General features: G+C 71.0%; 15 protein-coding genes. 10 read left to right on the top strand and 5 right to left on the bottom strand.

The genetic code is table 11. The annotated features are described in order from the left end of the window. The first annotated feature begins 154 nt into the window (after nucleotides 1–154). Nucleotides 155–1,876 carry a RelA/SpoT family protein gene (locus tag PWG71_RS09250; protein ID WP_274809169.1) on the top strand — a complete coding sequence of 574 codons (1,722 nt, stop codon included), beginning with the start codon at nucleotides 155–157 and terminating at the stop codon, nucleotides 1,874–1,876. 815 nt (nucleotides 1,877–2,691) lie between these two features. Here PWG71_RS09250 and PWG71_RS09245 read toward each other — a convergent pair. Further along, nucleotides 2,692–2,865 (bottom strand): hypothetical protein, encoded by a 174-nt coding sequence (locus tag PWG71_RS09245; RefSeq protein WP_274809168.1) that lies wholly within the window; start codon nucleotides 2,863–2,865, stop codon nucleotides 2,692–2,694. 383 nt (nucleotides 2,866–3,248) lie between these two features. Between PWG71_RS09245 and PWG71_RS09240 the strand changes: the two genes are divergently transcribed. The 4 genes from PWG71_RS09240 (at nucleotide 3,249) to PWG71_RS09225 (ending at nucleotide 7,205) form a co-directional block, all read left to right on the top strand. Further along, nucleotides 3,249–3,971, top strand: a complete 723-nt coding sequence (locus tag PWG71_RS09240; RefSeq protein ID WP_274809167.1) for a response regulator — start codon at nucleotides 3,249–3,251, stop codon at nucleotides 3,969–3,971. Nucleotides 3,972–4,708: 737 nt separating this feature from the next. Further along, nucleotides 4,709–4,834, top strand: a complete 126-nt coding sequence (locus tag PWG71_RS09235) for a DUF397 domain-containing protein (RefSeq protein ID WP_274809166.1) — start codon at nucleotides 4,709–4,711, stop codon at nucleotides 4,832–4,834. A gap of 371 nt (nucleotides 4,835–5,205) precedes the next feature. Next, nucleotides 5,206–6,387: an esterase/lipase family protein gene (locus tag PWG71_RS09230; RefSeq protein WP_274809165.1), complete on the top strand. Its 1,182-nt coding sequence runs from the start codon at nucleotides 5,206–5,208 to the stop codon at nucleotides 6,385–6,387. A gap of 158 nt (nucleotides 6,388–6,545) precedes the next feature. After that, a complete protein-coding gene (locus tag PWG71_RS09225; protein ID WP_274809164.1) occupies nucleotides 6,546–7,205 on the top strand; it encodes a class I SAM-dependent DNA methyltransferase in 660 nt (219 codons plus the stop codon). A 140-nt stretch (nucleotides 7,206–7,345) separates the two neighbouring features. On the opposite strand, the gene PWG71_RS09220 is transcribed toward PWG71_RS09225, so the two are convergent. Continuing rightward, nucleotides 7,346–7,753 (bottom strand): hypothetical protein, encoded by a 408-nt coding sequence (locus tag PWG71_RS09220; protein ID WP_274809163.1) that lies wholly within the window; start codon nucleotides 7,751–7,753, stop codon nucleotides 7,346–7,348. A gap of 173 nt (nucleotides 7,754–7,926) precedes the next feature. On the opposite strand from PWG71_RS09220, the gene PWG71_RS09215 reads away from it, so the two are divergent. After that, nucleotides 7,927–9,213: a hemolysin family protein gene (locus tag PWG71_RS09215; RefSeq protein WP_274809372.1), complete on the top strand. Its 1,287-nt coding sequence runs from the start codon at nucleotides 7,927–7,929 to the stop codon at nucleotides 9,211–9,213. Here the strand turns inward: PWG71_RS09215 and PWG71_RS09210 are convergent. Continuing rightward, the gene (locus PWG71_RS09210) at nucleotides 9,190–9,948 is read right to left on the bottom strand and encodes a class I SAM-dependent methyltransferase (RefSeq protein WP_274809162.1); all 759 of its coding nucleotides are present in this window, start codon (nucleotides 9,946–9,948) and stop codon (nucleotides 9,190–9,192) included. The two genes, PWG71_RS09215 and PWG71_RS09210, sit on opposite strands and share 24 nt — an antisense overlap. Continuing rightward, nucleotides 9,945–10,673, bottom strand: coding sequence for a class I SAM-dependent methyltransferase (locus PWG71_RS09205; RefSeq protein WP_342455954.1), 729 nt, complete (start codon nucleotides 10,671–10,673; stop codon nucleotides 9,945–9,947). Before PWG71_RS09205 ends, PWG71_RS09210 begins: the two co-directional genes overlap by 4 nt. 173 nt (nucleotides 10,674–10,846) lie before the next feature. Between PWG71_RS09205 and PWG71_RS09200 the strand changes: the two genes are divergently transcribed. Continuing rightward, entirely contained in the window at nucleotides 10,847–12,955 is a 2,109-nt protein-coding gene (locus PWG71_RS09200; RefSeq protein WP_274809159.1) for a hypothetical protein, read from the top strand. Nucleotides 12,956–12,963: 8 nt separating this feature from the next. On the opposite strand, the gene PWG71_RS09195 is transcribed toward PWG71_RS09200, so the two are convergent. Next, nucleotides 12,964–14,289: an acyltransferase family protein gene (locus PWG71_RS09195; protein WP_274809158.1), complete on the bottom strand. Its 1,326-nt coding sequence runs from the start codon at nucleotides 14,287–14,289 to the stop codon at nucleotides 12,964–12,966. Between the two features lie 171 nt (nucleotides 14,290–14,460). Between PWG71_RS09195 and PWG71_RS09190 the strand changes: the two genes are divergently transcribed. From PWG71_RS09190 to PWG71_RS09180, 3 genes are all read left to right on the top strand, one after another. Next, nucleotides 14,461–15,384, top strand: a complete 924-nt coding sequence (locus tag PWG71_RS09190) for a DUF3068 domain-containing protein (protein WP_274809157.1) — start codon at nucleotides 14,461–14,463, stop codon at nucleotides 15,382–15,384. Nucleotides 15,385–15,456: 72 nt separating this feature from the next. Continuing rightward, a complete protein-coding gene (locus tag PWG71_RS09185) occupies nucleotides 15,457–16,395 on the top strand; it encodes a decaprenyl-phosphate phosphoribosyltransferase (RefSeq protein ID WP_274809156.1) in 939 nt (312 codons plus the stop codon). A 14-nt stretch (nucleotides 16,396–16,409) separates the two neighbouring features. Beyond that, the gene (locus PWG71_RS09180; RefSeq protein ID WP_274809155.1) at nucleotides 16,410–17,780 is read left to right on the top strand and encodes an FAD-binding protein; all 1,371 of its coding nucleotides are present in this window, start codon (nucleotides 16,410–16,412) and stop codon (nucleotides 17,778–17,780) included. Nucleotides 17,781–17,790: the final 10 nt, after the last annotated feature.

Raw genomic sequence — 17,790 nt, 5'->3', positions numbered from 1 at the left:
ACCGTCCGTGCCGCACCGGAAACGGAACGCAGGACCGACCCCGGTCCGTGTCCGAGTGGGCGGGGACCGGTTCCGGGCTTTGTGGGACCGGGGTGTCGTGGGATCAGTAGGCTGGTCCGATACCCGGTTCGCAGGGCGATGGAAAGGGGTTCGTATGGGAGCTCCCGATGTGGATGTGACGGCCTCCACCGAGTGGTGGCGCGGGCTCAACCAGGCCAAGGCCACCACCCGTCCGGCCGGCGAGGCCGAGGCGCTGATCGCCGAGCACCTGCGCTGGTACCCCAAGGCCGACGTCGCCCTGCTGGCGCGCGCCTACGCCGTCGCCGACCACCTGCACCGGGAGCAGAAGCGCAAGAGCGGCGAGCCGTTCATCATCCACCCGCTGGCGGTGGCCACCATCCTCGCCGAACTCGGCCTGGACACCGCCACGCTGGTCGCCGCCCTCCTCCACGACACGGTGGAGGACACCCCGTTCAGCCTGGGCCACCTGGCCGCCGAGTTCGGCACCGAGGTCGGCGTCATGGTCGACGGGGTCACCAAGGTCGACCGGTCCATGTACGGCAGCGCCGCCGCGGGGGAGACCTTCCGCAAGATGGTCGTGGCCGCGCGCGACGACCTTCGGGTCCTGCTGATCAAACTCGCCGACCGTGTCCACAACCTGCGGACCCTCCAGTTCCAGCCGCCGCACAAACGGGTGAAGATCGCCAAGGGCACCCGCGAACTCCTCGTCCCGCTCGCCGAACGACTGGGCGTCTACAAGCTCAAGCGGGAACTCGAAGACCTGTGTTTCGAGTACCTGGAGACCGAGGAGTTCGAGCACACCCGGGAGCGGGTCGACCGGGTACGGGACGAGACGCGGTACGAGACCGACTCGGTGGCGACGGCACTGCGCGACAGCCTGGCGTCCTTCCGGGTCAAGGCGGACGTGGACGTGCGGCCGCGGCATCTGTCGTCGGTGTTCCACTCGGGTTCCCCGCTGGTCGACCTGGGCCCGTCGGCGACGGTGCGGTACCTGGTGGTGGTGCGCGGGGGAGAGCAGAACGCCTACCTGGCGCTGGGCGCGGTGCACGGGCGCTGGCAGCCGATCCCCGCGAAGTTCCGCGACTTCATCGCCTCGCCCAAGTACAACCTGTACAAGGCGCTGCACACGACCGTGGTCACGGAGTCGGGGCGGCGGGTGCAGATCATCATCTGCGACGGGCGGGCGCAGCAGGTGTCGGAGTACGGGATCATCGCCGAGATCCACGAGCGCACCGGACGCGACGGGCGATTGGTGTCGGGGCGGACCACCGACCCGGAGTGGTTGACCCGGCTGCTGCGCTGGCAGGAGGGGGCCTCGGCGGAGGAACTCCTCGAAGGGGTGCGCACCGACCTGGCGGACAGCATCACGGTGTTGACGGTGAACGGGCAGATCCTCACCCTTCCGGAGGGGTCGACCCCGGTGGACGTGGCCTACGCCCTGGACAACGAGATCGGTGACCGGTTCTCGGCGGCGACGGTGAACGGGCGGCTGGCGCTGCCCAGCGCGCAGGTCCGCGAGGGGGACACGGTCCAGATCATCACCAAGGCCGAACCGGGGCCGGACCGGGCGTGGCTGGAGTCGGCCCGGACGGGCAAGGCCCGCGTGGCGATCGGGGCCTGGTACCGCACCCGGGCGCGGGAGAAGGCGGAGGGCGACGGGCGTCGCGCGGTGGCCGAGCACATGGGGGGCGACCGTCGGTTGATCGAGGCGGAGACCTCGGGGGACCTCATCGGCGCGGCCCGGCGGGCGGGGTACGTGACGCTGGAGGACTTCTACGTGGCCATGGGGTACGGGCAGGTCACCCCGGAGGATGTCCTCGTCCCGTCCCCGGAGGAGAAGCCGGAGGAGGAGTAGGCGGGCCCGTGCTCCCTCAGGACGCGGCCTCGGCCTTCTCCGACACTCGACGTGCTTCCTCGTGCCGCTGTCGCCCTCCGTTGGACCGGCGGTCTCCCGCGACGGTGATCAGAGGACGTCTCGAAAGAGGCCGCCGGAGCCCCGGCGAACGTCCAGGACCGCGAGCGGCCGAGCGCCCCCTCATCGGATGAGGCAGGTCCTCGCCGCGATCGACAGGCTGGAGGAAGAGACGTGAGCGGAACGGATCACTACACGTATCGAGTGCGCTGGTCGGCCGAGGACACGGCTTGCCTCGGTACCGTTGCGGAGCTTCCCTCGCTGTCCTGGCCGGCGGACGAGCGCACGGAGGCGTTCGAAGACTCGTTGCCGATGTGGTGGAGGAGATGATCGACTCCGGGGCCGGGCCGACTTGGACGGACGCCCCCTGACAGATCATCGTCGAACCGTTCGCCGTGCCCGGAAGCGCCTTTACTACTTCGCCGCTTCCGCGTCCATCGGGTCCAGAGCCATGTCCTACGGTGCCAGGCCAAGGACGAACAACCTACCGGGTGGCGACCTCGATCACAGCGCCGACATGGTCGGCCTCCGGTGCCGGTTCATTCCACACCCGCGCCTGGTCGGCCCCGTGCCCGGCCAGAACGCCCTCCCACACGTGGGGTTCGTAGGCCCACGGCTACACCCACACCCGGCGGCTGTTCGGCCGGCCTACGCACGGCCGGAGAGGGTACCGGATCGGCGGCGAGACAGAGGAGATCGTGCGCACCCTCGCGTCCGCGCACCGGCACGGGCCCGGGTGATGCACCGGCCGGGAGTGACTACACCAGGTCGCCTCGAATCCGGCGCCGCACGTGCTCGGAGACGTTCACCACCCGCCACTGCATCGGCTCACCGACCGCCTCGTAGACAGCCTCGTACAGCTCCCGTGAGCACTGCCGCATGAGGGCCTCGTCAGCCCTACGGAGTAACTCACCGTTCAGCTGTCTGCTCACTGACTCCATGTCCCCATGCTCGCTCGCGGTGTGTCTGCTGCTCGCTCTCATGGGGCTGCTCCCTGGTCGATGGAACTGGATTTCCAGTCCAACTTCCAGGGAGCGGTTCATTCGGCAGACCGGCTACCACAATCCGTGATCCGGCCACGTCAACAAGCCGCCTGTGAGATTATGCAGGCACCCCCCGCATGAGGAGACTTGAATGAGAGCTCCGCGCACTGCGCTTTCCCGGATCGCCGTCGCCGCATCCGGATGTACCTGCATGTACTGCAACTTCCCGAACCGGACCGCCGCCGACATCTGCGAAAACCCTTTCTGCTGCAAGGGCCGCGACGGAAACAAAAAGAAGTAACCATTTCGGTTCACACGAAAAAGGAGTTCCGGTGAGCCCCCACCCCCCCACCCCCGACCAACCACACCACCCGGCACACACCAACGCCCCGGACGGCCCGATCCGCGTCATGGTCGTGGACGACCACGCCCTGTTCCGGCGCGGTCTGGTGTCCGTCCTGGACGAGGAGGCGGACATCAACGTGGTCGGCGAGGCGGGGGACGGCGAAGAGGCGATCCGGCTCGCCGCCCGGTCCCGTCCCGACGTGGTCCTCATGGACGTGTGGATGCCGCACGCCCGCGGCATCGAGGCCTGTCCGCGCATCCGCGAGTCGGTCCCGGGCACCAGGTTCGTCATGCTGACCATGAGCGACGAGGAGTCCGACCTGTTCGACGCGCTCAAGGTCGGCGCGTCGGGTTACCTGCTCAAGGAGATCGCGGTCACCGATATCGCGGAGACCATCAGGACGATCGCTGCCGGGCGACCCTCGATCAACCAGGCCATGGCCACGAAACTCATCGGGGAGTTCGCCGAGCTTGCCAAACAGGACAGCAGCCCGCCGGAGCGGCCGGTGATACCGCAGTTGACCCCTCGGGAGGCGGAGGTGCTCGCGTTGGTCGCCCGGTCTTTGAATAACCGGGTGATCGGGGAACGGCTGTTCATCACAGAGAACACGGTGAAGAACCACGTGCGCAACATCCTGGAGAAACTCCAGGTCCACTCCCGTACCGAGGCGGCTATTTACGCTGTGCGGGCCGGGTACGTGTCTCCCTGACCTCGGCCCGGTTCTGGGTCACGGTTCCGGGAAGTCCCCACCCTGCGGTGTCCGCTGGTGGTCCCACGGTCCGGGGCCGTACCCACCCCGCCAGGTCGGGCCGCGGGGGGATCACCCGTCCCAGGTCCCGGCCGTGCGGCTGCTCCCGCCGGGACGCTCCCGTCGTGGTGCGGTTCGGGGCGAACTCCGGGGAGAACAGGTCCCCGGTCGTGCCGGCGACGTGGTGGTGCAGAGCGAAGGCGGAGGCCGCCGCCATCCGCCGCACGGCGGAGGGTTCGCCCGCAGGTGACGCGCTCCCGCCCGCCCTGTCGCCACCGTCGATGCGTACCGGTTCGCCCCCGGAGGGGCCGCCTTCTCGGCGCTACACCGCATTCCGTCTCCTCTCGATCAATTCGGGTTCGGGTGGGGACACCAGCCCTGGCAGGCGCTTCCGAATTCGACCGCCAGGGCTGTTTCGGGTGGGCGGCGTGCATCCACCGAGCCGGGCCCATGAACCGACCGGTTCGTCGGACCTGCCGGGCCGAGGTGAATCAGCCTTCACCTGGATGCCGGAGGCCCGACCGAACCGCGCGTCGGGTGCCCACCGGTGTGCCGGTTCCAGAGCGGGATCGCGGCAACCACGGATATCTCTCAAGAACGTGTCGTTATGTGTGGTCATGGCGAGAAGAAAGCCGGTCGACGAAGCGGCTGTCACACTCTTCGCGTGAGAGCGTCTTGCTCTGCGCTCAGAATCCGGTATGTCCCAGGGGTGCGGTGACCTCTTCGCGACGGCTGTGCGCGATACCCGGAACCGGGAACCCGGCCACCTGGAGTTCACCGCGACCGAGTGGACCGTTCTCCTCGGCACCCTCACCACGCGGTGACGCCTTTGGAAGGCCGGCCGGCCCCGCCGAGAAGGATGTGGCGGGGCCACTCCTTTTTCCGGTCCCGGTTCCCGCCCCGAGTGCGTCGATCGGGTGACGGGGAGTGTGTCGTCAGGTGACATGAAGTGATCGCGAGGTGAGGAGAAAACCTCATTACGGACGGTCCGCTTCCCTCGTACGCGGGTGGGCGAAGCGGGAGGAAAACGCGTCGCCCGTCAGCCTCTCGTGACCTTCCCGTTTCTCATCGCCCCGCTTCCGGGAAGCCTCTGACTTGCGCGTTCACCCGGCCTTCATCCGGACCCCCGGACCCCCGGGCCCGCCGTGGACGCGCGTCAGATCGGCGCCTTCGCGCCCCTCGTGAGAGCAGAGCCATGAGCGACACGCAGCAGCCGCCCGTCGAACCCCTCGGTCTCCTCTTCCCGTCACCGGGCCGCCTTGAGCCCGCGCCCGCACCCAACGAGGTGTGGCGTCTGCCCGGCGGCATCGCCTGGATCCACCTGGCGAAAGGACACCGCGGTCTCACCCGCCCCGTCCTCCTCTCCGACGGCTTCGAGACCGGCCCCAGCGACCTGGAAGAACTCTGGCAGGGCCTGGAACGGGGCGACCACCCCTTCATCACCGAACTCCGCCGTCGCGGCCACGACCTCGTGCTCGTCGGCTACGACGAACGCAGCGCCTCACTCCTCGACAACGCGCGAACCGTGCGGGAGGCCGTCCTCCGTACCATCGCGCAGCGCTCCGGTTCCGAACCCCTCGTCGTCGGCGGCCTCAGCATGGGCGGCCTGATCACCCGTTACGCCCTCGCGAAGCTGGAACACGAGGGCATCGACCACCAGACCGCGACCTACCTCTCCATCGACACCCCCCACCGGGGTGCCTGGGTGCCCATCGGCATCCAAAAGCTCGCGCACCTCCTCACCGCGACCCCCGCCCTCTCGGCACAGATCAACAGCCCCGCCGCCCGGGAACTGCTGTGGCGGCACGTGGCCACCGTCGACGCCGAACCGGCGGAGGACGCCCGCCGCACCGAGTTCCTCACGGCCCTGCGCCAGGTGGGGGACTGGCCCCGCGTCCCACGTCTGCTGGGTGTGGCCAACGGCCGGGGCGACGGTGCGCGATCGGGCGTGTCACCCGGAACGGAGGCGCTGCGGGTGACCGGCGGCTGGTTCGCCGGCACCACCCTCTACACCCAGGCCGAGGGCGACAAACAGCTCGTGGCCCAACTCAAGGGGCGGCTCACGGAACACGAGTCGCGCACCACCGGCCTGTCCGCCCTGGACGGCGCACCCGGTGGAACCCTGGAGTCCTACGGCCTCGCCGCAGATCGGCTCAAGGCGACCGGACCCATCGAGGTGTCCGTCCGGAAGGTGTGCTTCGTGCCCACGGTGAGCGCGGTCTCGATCGGTGAACTCGACGACCCCTACGCGAACGTCGGTGCCCTGGGAGCGGAGAGGAGCGACCTGGACGAGTTCCTCGTGGCGGACACCGACGAACCGCACACCCACATGAGCGAGGCCGCCGGAACCTGGATCCTGGACCGTTTGCCGAACTGACGATCGGGCGCCCCGGGCCACGGCCACGGGGCCACGGGGCCACCTCCGGCGGGCGTTCCCGCCGCCTTCCGGTGTCGCGGGGGTGGCCCCACCCCCCGAGCGATCGGTCCGAAAGGGAGTCTGGAGACCGGCTGCCGCGAGGGTTATCGTTCTCGTCCGTGACCGAATCGACTCACCTGGACAGGACCCGGGCGGCCTATGACACCGTGGCCGCCGACTACGCCGAGATCGCGCGCGACGATCTGGACGACAAGCCCTTGGACCGGGCCCTGCTCGCGGCGTTCGCCGAACGCGTGCGGGCGGGCACCGGTGAGGTCGCCGACCTCGGCTGCGGGCCGGGCCGCATCACGGCCTTCCTGCGCTCCCTCGGGGTGGAGGCGTTCGGCGTCGACCTGTCGCCGGGGATGATCTCCGTCGCGCGCCGTGAGCACCCGGACCTGCGGTTCGAGGTCGGATCGATGACCGCGCTGGACCTCGGCGACGGATCGCTCGCGGGCGCCGTGGCCTGGTACTCGACCGTGCACACACCGCCGGACCTGCTGCCGACGGTGTTCGCCGAGATCCATCGGGTACTGGCCCCGGGAGGCCATCTGGTGATCGCGTTCAAGGCGGGTGACGAACTGCGGCACCTGACCCACGCCTACGGGCACGACCTGTCGCTGGACGTCCACTGGACGCCGCCCGAACGCATCGCCGATCTGCTGACCGGGGCCGGGCTCGTCGTGAACGCCCGGCTGATCCGCGCCCCGGAGGAGAGCGAGAGGTCCTACGCGGGCCGGCAGGCGTTCCTCCTGGCCCACAAACCCGGTGAGTCGTAGCCGGGAAACCGGGGGCGGGCCGTCGGGGAACGGCCGTCGCGTTCTCGTGGGCGCGGGGTCCACTCCGTCGCCTCGCCATGACCGGCCGACCGCACCGGGGTGACCGGGTGGCGGACCGGCACTCCGGGGGACCGCGCCCCTCAACGGGAGTGACGGGCCCTGGCGCGTATACGGGCGGCCGAGACGGGGTCGTGCACCGACAGCGCGTTGATGGGCGGCTGTGGCATGCGCTCGGGCCCGTCGTCATCGGCGAGGAGGAGCAGCGGGAGCGTGCCGGCCTCCCCGGGAGCCGGGGTGTGGTCGATCCCGGCCTCCCTGAGCGTCTTCCAGCCCGCGTCCGTGCGGGGCCGGGTGAAGAGGGGGTCGCCCGCTTCGAGCGGACGCGGGAGGGAGCCGGCGACCGCCCACATCGATTCCGTGTCCGTCGGCTCGACGAACGTCAGCCCGAGCGGCGTGGGCAGGTAGAGCGTGCCGCCGTCGACCCCGACCGGGGTGGCGGCCCGGACGCGGTCGGGGGAGAACACGTCGACGCGGTCGCCGGAGGCCATGGGCTCGTCCGCTCGTGGAAGCACGGGGAGGCAGGGGTTCTCGACGTTGGTACCCCGGTCCGCCCCCTGCCCCGCGTTTTCGCGACGTTCCTTCCGAGTTCGGGTCTGGTGTGACACCAGAGGTTTCGGGGAACATCCTCATCTCCAACAGAACCGACTCACAGGAGCACCTCATGGAGGGCTACGGGGCCCAGATCGGCCTCGTGCTGGTCTTGGTCGTGGTGAACGCCTTGTTCGCCGGTAGTGAGATCGCCCTGGTCACCCTGCGGGAGGGCCAGATCCGCCGCCTGGAAGGGCGCGGACCCGGGGGGCGCGCCGTGGCGCGACTGGCCCGGGACCCCAACCGGTTCCTCGCCACCATCCAGATCGGCATCACGCTCGCCGGCTTCCTGGCCTCCGCGACCGCCGCCGTCTCGCTGGCCCGCCCCCTCGTCGAACCGCTCGAATTCTTCGGTTCCTACGCCGGCCCCGTCTCGATCGTGCTGGTCACCGTCCTGCTGACCTTCGTCACGCTGGTCCTGGGCGAGCTGGCCCCCAAGCGCATCGCCATGCAGCGGTCGGAGGCCTGGGCGTTGATGGTGGCGCGTCCGCTGGACCTGCTGGCCACCATGTCCCGCCCCGTGGTGTGGCTGCTCGGCGTCTCCACGAACCTGATCGTGCGGCTCCTCGGCGGTGATCCCAACGCCGAGCGGGAGGACGTCACCGAGGAGGAGCTGCGGGACATGATCGTCTCGCGCGGCGACATCACCCCCGAGCAGCGGCACATCCTGTCGGGCGCGTTCGAGATCCGCGAGCGCAAGGTCCGCCAGGTCCTGGTCCCGCGACCCGACGTCGACGTCGTCCCCTCCGGGACCGGCGCACGGGAGGCGTTGCGCCTTCTCGTCGACCACGGCCACTCGCGGGCCCCCGTGGTGGCCGCCGGGGACATGGACGACGTCCTCGGGGTGGTCCACTGGACGGACCTCATCGACAAGGGCGACACCGACGTCGCCGCGCTGGTCCGCGAACCGTTACTGCTCCCCGACTCCCTGTCGGTCTCCGAAGCGCTGCGCCGGATGACCACCGACCGCCGTCAGATGGCCGTGGTCATCGGCGAGAACGGTGAGCTCGGCGGCATCGTCTCGCTGGAGGACCTGCTGGAGGAGATCGTCGGCGACATCGCCGACGAGACCGACGAGGACCCCGAGGTGACCCACCTGGACGGAGGTTCCCTGCGCGTGCCCGGCACCTATCCCGTGCACGACCTGCCGCTGCTGGGGGTGGAGATCGAGAACCCCCCCGAGGGCGCCTACGTGACGGTCGCCGGGATGGTGCTGGTCATCCTCGGGCACATCCCCGTCGGGCCGGGCGAGCGGGTGGACCTGGGCGGGTGGACCGCCACGGTCGCGGCGGCGAACGGACGGGTGATCAGCGCGCTGGTCCTCGCGCCCGAACCGTCAGCGCTTGCGCAGCACCAGTAGCAGGTTCCAGGTGACGATCTCGCGCAGTCCCGGGACGTGGACGACCGGTCGCATCCAGGTCGGCAGGTAGCGGGGCCGGATGTCCACCACGTCGACGTCGGTGCGGCCGCGCGCCCAGCGCAGCATCTCGTGCGCGTGCGCCGCGTACATGGTGCGACCGAAGTCGTTCTTGGGTCGACGCCCGTTGCGGCGGGTGAACCGCTCGGCGGCGTACCGGCCGCCGAGGTAGTGCCACGGCGAGGTCTCGTGCCCGCCCCAGGGCGAGAGCCAGAGCGTGTACGACAGGTAGACGAGTCCGTCCGGGCGGGTCACCCGGACCATCTCGTCGGCCATGCGCGTCCTGTCCGGTACGTGCTCCAGCACGTTGGAGGAGAAGCACACGTCCACCGAGCCGGTGCGCAGCGGCAGGTCCAGGGCGCTGCCCTGGAGGGCGAACGCGTCGGCGGCCCGGCCGTGCAGGGTCATCTCGTGGGCGTCGGAGTCGACGCACAGGCAGCGGGCGCCCGCCTCGCGGAGCGCGTCGGCGAAGTATCCCGGGCCGCCGCCCACGTCCACCACGAGTCTTCCGTCCAGCGGCGTGTACGAGCGCAGCTGGGCGACGGTGTCGCGGGCGAGCGTCCCGTAGAAGAACGCCGGGTCGGTCTGCTCCTTGCGGAACGCCGAGAACAGCGCGACGGAACGGCCGAGGGTGGCGCGGAACGGCACGGTGCCGTCCGGGCGGGTGGCGACGCTCATCCGTCCACCGCCACGTAGTGGCGCAGGTGACGCCAGTGGTCGCCGCCCCAGTACTCGTCGGAGGCGACGACGCGGGCCTGGGGGAGGAGTTCGGCGAGCCGTTCGGTGCGCAGGGTGTGCATCCGCATCGGCGCCGGGTAGCGCAGGAGCGTCCGCTGCGCCCAGGCCACGAGGGGCCAGGGGGCGTACCGGAAGACCAGCCCCTTGAAGGTGCGGCGTTCGGACTCGGGCACGCCCAGGACCAGGGCTCCGCCCGGACGCACCACCCGGGCGAACTCGCGGACGTACCCCTCGGCCAGGTCCGGGGGCAGGTGCTGGAGGACGAGGTCGGTGTAGACGAGGTCGAAGGAGTCGTCGTCGAAGAGCGAGAGGTCGGGGCGTTCGTTGAGGACGAACTCGATGCGCCCGCCGGAGCGGTCCAGGCGCCGGGCCTCCTCCAACATGGGGGCGGAGATGTCCACGCCCACCACCCGGTCGAAGTGCGCGGCCAGCGCGTTGGACAACCGGCCGGCGCCGCAGCCGAAGTCGAGCACCCGGCCGCCCTCGGGGCGCAGCCCGAGTTCGGTCAGGCGGGCCACCGCCGGGTCGACGTCGGTCCGGCCGGAGGCGAGGAACTCGTCGTCGTCCCATCCGCCATCGCGTTTGGCGGGGTCGACGCACACCGCCCACAGCGGCTCCGTGGCCCCCAGCCGGGTCCAGTCACGGCGGACCTGTTCGAGTCCCACCGACATCACCTCCAGGGTGCGCGCGTCCCCCGGGTGGAACGTGTTGGATCACGTTCCCATCCCGGACCTCCCGTGTGGAAAGGCCAGTGTCAACGGTACGGGTCAAAACTGGAACCTGTTGTATTCTGGCATCCGTTTTCCGGCTTGGCCAACCAGCGGCGGGGAGAGTATCGATGCCGTCAGCAACCCCCACGACCGGCCCGGAGGGAAGGTCGGGGTCCGAGGTCAGGGTACGTCGCCCGGTCGAGGAGCCCGAGGCCGAGGGGCCGGGCATCGGAGCCCTCGTCACCGAGACGCTCCGGTCGCTGCGCGAGATCTCCGGGGACAACGTGTTCCGGGCGGCGATGGCGATCCTGGTGGTGGCCGTGGCCGCCAAGGTGTACGTGCTGAACGCGTCGTACTTCGTCGAGGACGACTTCCTGTTCTTCGGTGCCGCCTACGCCACCGACCTCACCCCCGACTACCTGTTCTCCCTGCACAAGGGCCACTTCATGCCCGGGGCGATGTTCCTGGTCTACCTCCAGACGGCCTTCTGGCCCTACAACTGGTGGGTCGGCGCCGGGGTCATGCTGGGCCTCCAGACGCTCGCGCTGTTGGTCCTCCTGCGGTTGACGTGGGAGCTGTTCGGGCGGCGGTGGGCGCTGCTCGTCCCGTTCACCGTCTACGCCCTGGCCCCGTTGACGATCCCGGTCCTGGGCTGGTGGGCGGCCGCCCTCAACGCGGTGCCGTTCCAGCTGGCCATCCTGCTCGCCCTGTTGTGGACGGTCCGCCACGTGCGCACCGACGACCCCCGCTACGCCTGGTGGGCGGTCGGGGCGATCGTGTTCGGCATGCTCTTCTCGGTGAAGGCGTTGTTCCTGCCCGCGCTGGTGTTCGTGTTCGCCATCGCCTTCCTCTACCCCGGCGGCCTGTTCGCCGCGGCCCTGCGGGCGTTCCGGGCGCACCGCGCGTTCTGGTCGGTGCTGGTCGCCATGACCTTCGGCTACCTGGTCCTGTACCTGTTCAGTCAGAACACCGGGAGCGGCGGTGAGGGCGCCGGGGTGCCCGAGTGGGAGGCGGCCTCGGAGCTGCTGCGGCGCATGTTCGGCCAGGTCTTCCCGGTGGGCGCGCTGGGCGGCCCCTTCGAGTGGTCGATCATCACCCCCGCCGGCGGTCTCGTCGAGCCGCGGGGCTTCGTGGTCCTGGGCGCCGGCGCGATGTGGGTCCTCATCGTCCTGAGCAGTCTGTGGCTGCGCGGTCGCGCCTGGCGGGCGTGGGCCCTGCTGCTCGGGTACCTGCTCTTCGTGGACGCCATCCCGACGGTGATCGCGCGCGGCCGCGGTCACGGCCTGGCGGGCGCCGATCCCCGCTACGTCGCCGACGCGGCGCTGATCTTCGCCCTGTGCCTGGCTCTGGCCTTCCTGGTGGTGCGCGAACAACGGGCCCGGGAATCGGTGGGCACCGCGGGGGCCGCGCCCTCGGTCCGGGCCGCCCCGGGGCGGCGGGCGCGCCGCAACCGGGCCATCGCGGCGGGCGCCCTGACGGTCGGGTACGCGGCCGGGGCCCTGTACTCCACCCACACCTACGCGGACACCCTCAACGGGGAGCGGCTGCGCGAGTACCTGGGCAACGTGCGCGCGTCCATGGCGGACCTGCCGGAGGAGGGCGCCTTCTACCCGCGTCCGGTCCCGGTGGAGGTGGTCCTGGACTGGAACGGGGACCGCAGACTGACCTCCTACGTGCTGCCGCCGCTGGCCCCGGGGGACGAGGGCGACCGCTTCGCCCTCCCCGAGCAGGGGCCGGCCGCCTACGTGTTCGACGACGACGGGAACCTCGTGCCCGGTGAGCACACCCTGTTCAGCAGCACGTTCGCGCCCGGACCCGAGCACGACTGCCTGGGCACGCTGGACGGCGCGGTCTCCTGGCCCGCGCTGGCGCTGGGCGGCCCCGAGCAGGTCGCGACGTTCGCCTACACCTCCGACCGCGACGCGCAGCTGGTGGTGTCGGTGGGCGGCGGCTGGATCGAGACGGTCCTGCCGGCCGCACCCGGGGGCGGGTTCTGGCACGTTCCGGTACCGCAGCAGGGGGACCGGCTCTCCCTGCTCACCGAGGGCGAGGAGGCCGTCTGCATGACGGCGGTGGCCCTCGGCAAGCTCGCGCCGAACGAGCGGAGCGCGCACCCGATCCCGCTCTCTCAGGAGGACGCCCACGAGGGGGACGCCGAGGGCACCGACGACACGGAGACCTCGGAGGAGCCCGAGTCCTCCGAGGACACGGGGGCCGATGCGGAGGCGTCCGACTGACCCGGGCCTCAGACCCGGCGGGGTTCCCGGAAGAAGCGGCGCGACCAGCGGCGGGACGGCTCCTCCACCCACCGGTGCGTGGCCGCGGCCAGCAGCACCGTCGCGATCGTCACGGGGATCATGTCCAGCCAGAACGTGCCGGTGAAGATCTCCTGTCCCGTGAAGTCGCGCCACAGGTACAGCACCAGGAACTGCCACAGGAACACGCCGTAGGAGACCTTCGCCAGGAACTGGCACACCCGGTGCCGTAGCAGCGCCTCCATCCAGCGGCCGTCGCGCCAGGCGGTGGGGGACCGCAGTGGTTCGGGAGGTCCGACGGGGCGGGGCGCCAGGGCGGCCGGGGCGATGATGAAGAAGGCGAAGCCGATGTCGGCCACCGACGACGCGATGGAGGTCCACAGGTCGCCGGAGCCGATGAAACGGCCGCCGGTGGCATCGGTGGCCGCCAGGGCGAGGAAACCGCCCGCCGTCAGCCAGCACACCCCCGGGGCGGAGGCGATGGTGCGGCAGAACCGCCGCACCGGCCCGTCCGGACCGGACTCGCGCCAGGCCCACTCCGACAACGCGGCCAGTGCCATCCCGGCGGCGAACATGCCGAGCGTGCGCGGCAGCCAGGCGTGCATGTAGTGGCGCGGCTCGGGGAAGAACTGCGGCCACAGCGCCGCGAACCCCAGCGCGGCCATCACGCCCAGCCCCCACAACAGTCGGCGGCCCCGCGCGTCCACGGTCCGGCCCCGGCGCGCCCACAGCGACAGCAGCAGGGCGAACAGCGGCAACAGCAGGTAGAAGCTCACCTCGACGGACAGACTCCACATCTGTCCGAGCCCGTAGGGGCCGGTGCCCACCCACGTGGGGTCGGTGTTGAACGGGAAGGTCAGGGTCATGACCTCCAGCCAGTACCGCGGCGAGCCGAGGTGCTCGCGTGAGTAGATCAGCAGTGCGGCCAGGGCCACCACCCAGTAGGCGGGGAACACGCGCACCACCCGCCGCCACAGGTAGGTGCGGTTGGAGGGGCCGCGCCGTCCCTCCAGGGCGGCCCGCGCCCAGGGGCGGTAGAGCAGGACCCCGGACAGGGTGAAGAACAGCGGCACCGCCAGGTCGAACGCGGAGAGCACACCGCCCAGTACACCGGGGGCCAGCGAGTCGCCGGTCTCGGTGGCGACGTGGAAGACCAGGACCATGAGGGCGGCCACGGCGCGGATGCCGTCGAGGCTCTCGTGGCGGCCGTCGACCTGCGGCAGGAGCCGGGCGGGATCGGGGCCGTGAGAGGTGGTGCGCGCGCCGCCGGAGGGGGTGCCGGTGGGGTCCTCGGGCGCGGAGGGAATGGGCGCCATGGGGCCTTCCAGGACGGGTGGGAGTCGAAACACGTCTCACTAGAACGTGTTATAAAAATTCAGACACGCCCTGGTGACGTCGTTCACTACTGGGCAGTACTCTACCCGGAACTGAAGCTAGTTCCACTGAAGCCCGTTCCAGATCCGGACCCACATCGCCCAGGAGGGCACATGCGCCGTACCGTTGCGGTCGTTCTCATCGGGTTCGGGGTCTTCTTCCTCGCCGTAGCACCCCTCATGCGCACATGGGTGTCGAGCTCCCTGATGAAGACCCCCCTGACCTACTACAGCGAGACCGTCAACGTCGCCGAGGGAGCGACCTACTTCAACATCGAGGAGGTCGAACTCGTCGAGAACGCCACCCTGGAGGCGCACTCCACGATCCGGGCCGACGTGGCCTCCAGCACCGACGAGGTCGTGGTCTGGGACCAGTTCACCTGGTTGAAGGACGCCGACACCGACTTCGGCATCACCTCCACCAGTCGCCGCGCCGGCCACGACCGGGTCACCGGCCAGGCCGTCGACTGCTGCGACTCGATGGTGAACGAGGAATCCACCGTCCAGAGCGGTCAACTCTGGAAGTTCCCCTTCTTCACCGAGCAGCGCGACTACGACTTCTTCGAGACGACGGTCAAGGAGATCGTCCCGATGGAGTTCAAGGGCGTCGAGGACGTCGAGGGCGTCGAGGCCTACCGCTTCGAGCAGGTCGTGGACGGCGAGGTCGTCGGCGAGCGCACCCTCCCGCGCTCGGTCGCCGGTCTGGAGGGCGACGGTGACGTCACCGGTGACGAGGTCTTCTCCATCACCCGCACCTACTGGATCGAGCCCACCACCGGTTCCCCCCTCAAGGTCAGCGAGGACCAGAACCGCGTCGTCGTCGTGGACGGCGAGGAGGTCCTCACCATCCTCGACGCCGAACTGGTCTTCGACGACACGTCCGTCCAGAACGCCCTGGCCAACTCCGAGCAGGGCCGCACCGTGCTGCCGCTGATCCACACCACGATCCCGCTCGCCGCCCTCATCATCGGCGCCGGGTTCACCGCGATCGGCGTCATCCTGTTTCTCACCGGCCGGAGCCGTGACCACCACAACTGAAGGTCCCGAGCGACCCCGACCTCACCGGAACGGGTGGGGCGGGGCCGTCCGGACGGCCGGAAGGGCGAACGGATGACATCGGTGGTACCGGGGACCGGGAGCGGGGGGATCCCGCCCGGTGCCCGCCGCGGCCCGGCCTCCCTCCCGCTCGCCCTGGTGCGGGCCTGCCGGCCACGCCAGTGGCTCAAGAACCTCCTGGTCCTGGCCGCCCCCGCCGCGGCCGGGGTGCTGTCCGACCCCCGGCCGCTGCTCACCTGCGCGGCGGTGTTCGTCCTGTTCTGCGCGGCGGCGAGCGGTACCTACCTGCTCAACGACGTTCGCGACATCGAACGCGACCGCGCACACGAGCGCAAACGCCACCGGCCGATCGCCGCCGGGCTGGTCCCCGTCCCCCTCGCGGTGGCCGTCGGGATCACCCTGTGCGTCCTGGCCCCGGCGGCCTCCCTCGCCCTGGGCGAGCCCCTGCTCACCGGGGTCATCGGCGGGTACGTGCTGCTCACCCTCGCCTACACCCGCTACCTCAAGGACGTCGCGGTCTGCGACCTGGTCGTGGTCGCCGCCTGCCACGTGCTGCGCGCCGTCGCCGGCGGCGTCGCCGTGGGCGTCCCGCTGACCTCGTGGTTCGTCATCGTCGTGTCCCTGGCCGCGCTGCTGGTCGTGGTCGGCAAACGCGAGGCCGAACTGCGCGCCCTGGGCGAGGGCCCCGCGAACGGCCCGGTCCGGGCCACCCTGCGCGCCTACACCCCCACCTACCTGTCCCAGACCCGCACCATGGCGTCGGCGGCGATGGTCGTCACCTACTGCCTGTGGGCGCTGGAGCAGGACGGCGGCGCGCAGAACCTCTTCCACGTGGGCAGTATCGTTCCCTTCATCATGTTCGTCCTGCGCTACAACCTGCTCGTGGACCGGGGCGTGGGTGAGGAGCCCGAGGAGATCGCGCTGCGCGACCGCCCCCTCCAACTGATCCTCGTCGCCCTCACCGCCCTGGTGGGGCTGGGCATCCATCTCTGAAGGGGGAACCCTCCGTGCCATCGCAGCCGGAACGCCCCGTACTCCTCACCGGGTGGGGGCGCACCGCGCCCACCGCCGCCCGCGTCGTCCGTCCGCGCACGGCGGCGCAGGTCGCCGAGGCCCTGGCCGGGGCCGGGCCGCGCGGCGTCCTCGCCCGTGGTCTGGGCCGCTCCTACGGCGACGCCGCGCAGGCGGCCGGGGGCACGGTCCTGGACTGCACCGGGCTCACCGGGCCGATCCGCCTGGACACCGAACGCGGCGAGGTCACCGTCCCGGCCGGGGTGTCCTTCGACCGGCTCATCGCCCACCTGCTCCGGCGCGGACACTTCGTTCCGGTGACCCCCGGCACCCGCCAGGTCACCGTGGGCGGGGCGATCGCCGCCGACGTCCACGGCAAGAACCACCACGTCGACTCGTCCCTGGGCGCGCACGTGCGCGCCCTGACCCTGGCCTTGCCCACCGGGGAGGCGCTGCGGCTCACCCCCGCCGGCGACGACCCCGAGTTGTTCCGGGCGACCCTGGGCGGGATGGGCCTGACCGGCGTCATCACCGAGGCCACCCTGGCGGTGCTGCCGGTGGAGACCTCCCACATGCGCGTCGACACCGACCGCACCGACTCCCTGGACGCCACCCTGGACCTGATGTCGCGCACCGACGCCGACTACCGGTACACGGTGTGCTGGGTGGACCTGCTGGCCCAGGGGGGTGCGATGGGGCGCGGGGTGGTCACCCGGGCCGACCACGCGCGCCTGCGCGACCTGCCGCCGCCGCTGCGCCGCGATCCGCTGCGCCATCGCTCCGGGACCCTGCTGGCCGCACCGCCGTGGGTGCCTCCCGGGCTCCTCAACTCCTGGACCGTGGGCGCGTTCAACACCGTCTACCGGGGCGCCGCGCCCCGGCGCCGACGCGGACAGGCCCAGCCGATCGGCGGGTTCTTCCACCCGCTGGACGCCGTTCGCGACTGGAACCGGCTGTACGGCCCGCGCGGACTCACGCAGTACCAGTTCGTGGTCCCGTTCGGGGCGGAGGAGACCCTCGTCGGCATCATGGAGGGGTTGTCCCGGGCGGGCGCGCCGTCGTTCCTGACCGTCCTCAAGCGGATGGGCGCGGCCACCGAGGGCCACCTGTCGTTCCCCCGCCCCGGGTGGACGCTCGCCGTGGACCTGCCCGCGGACCTGCCCGGTCTGGGTGGGCTCCTGCGCGGCTTCGACGAACGGTTGCTCGCCGCGGGCGGCCGCCTCTACCTGGCCAAGGACGGCCGGGCCGACGCCGAGACGATCCACGCCATGTACCCCGACCTGCCCGCCTGGCGCAAGGTCCGGGAGCGGGCCGACCCCGACGGGGTGCTCGTCTCCGACCTGGCCCGCCGACTGCGGCTCCTGTGACGCCTCACCC

This window comes from Nocardiopsis sp. N85, assembly GCF_028882275.1.
Classification (GTDB): Bacteria; Actinomycetota; Actinomycetes; order Streptosporangiales; family Streptosporangiaceae; genus Nocardiopsis; species Nocardiopsis lambiniae.
The sequence above is the reverse complement of the archived record's forward strand: the minus strand, read 5'-3'. Positions and strand labels throughout refer to the sequence as shown.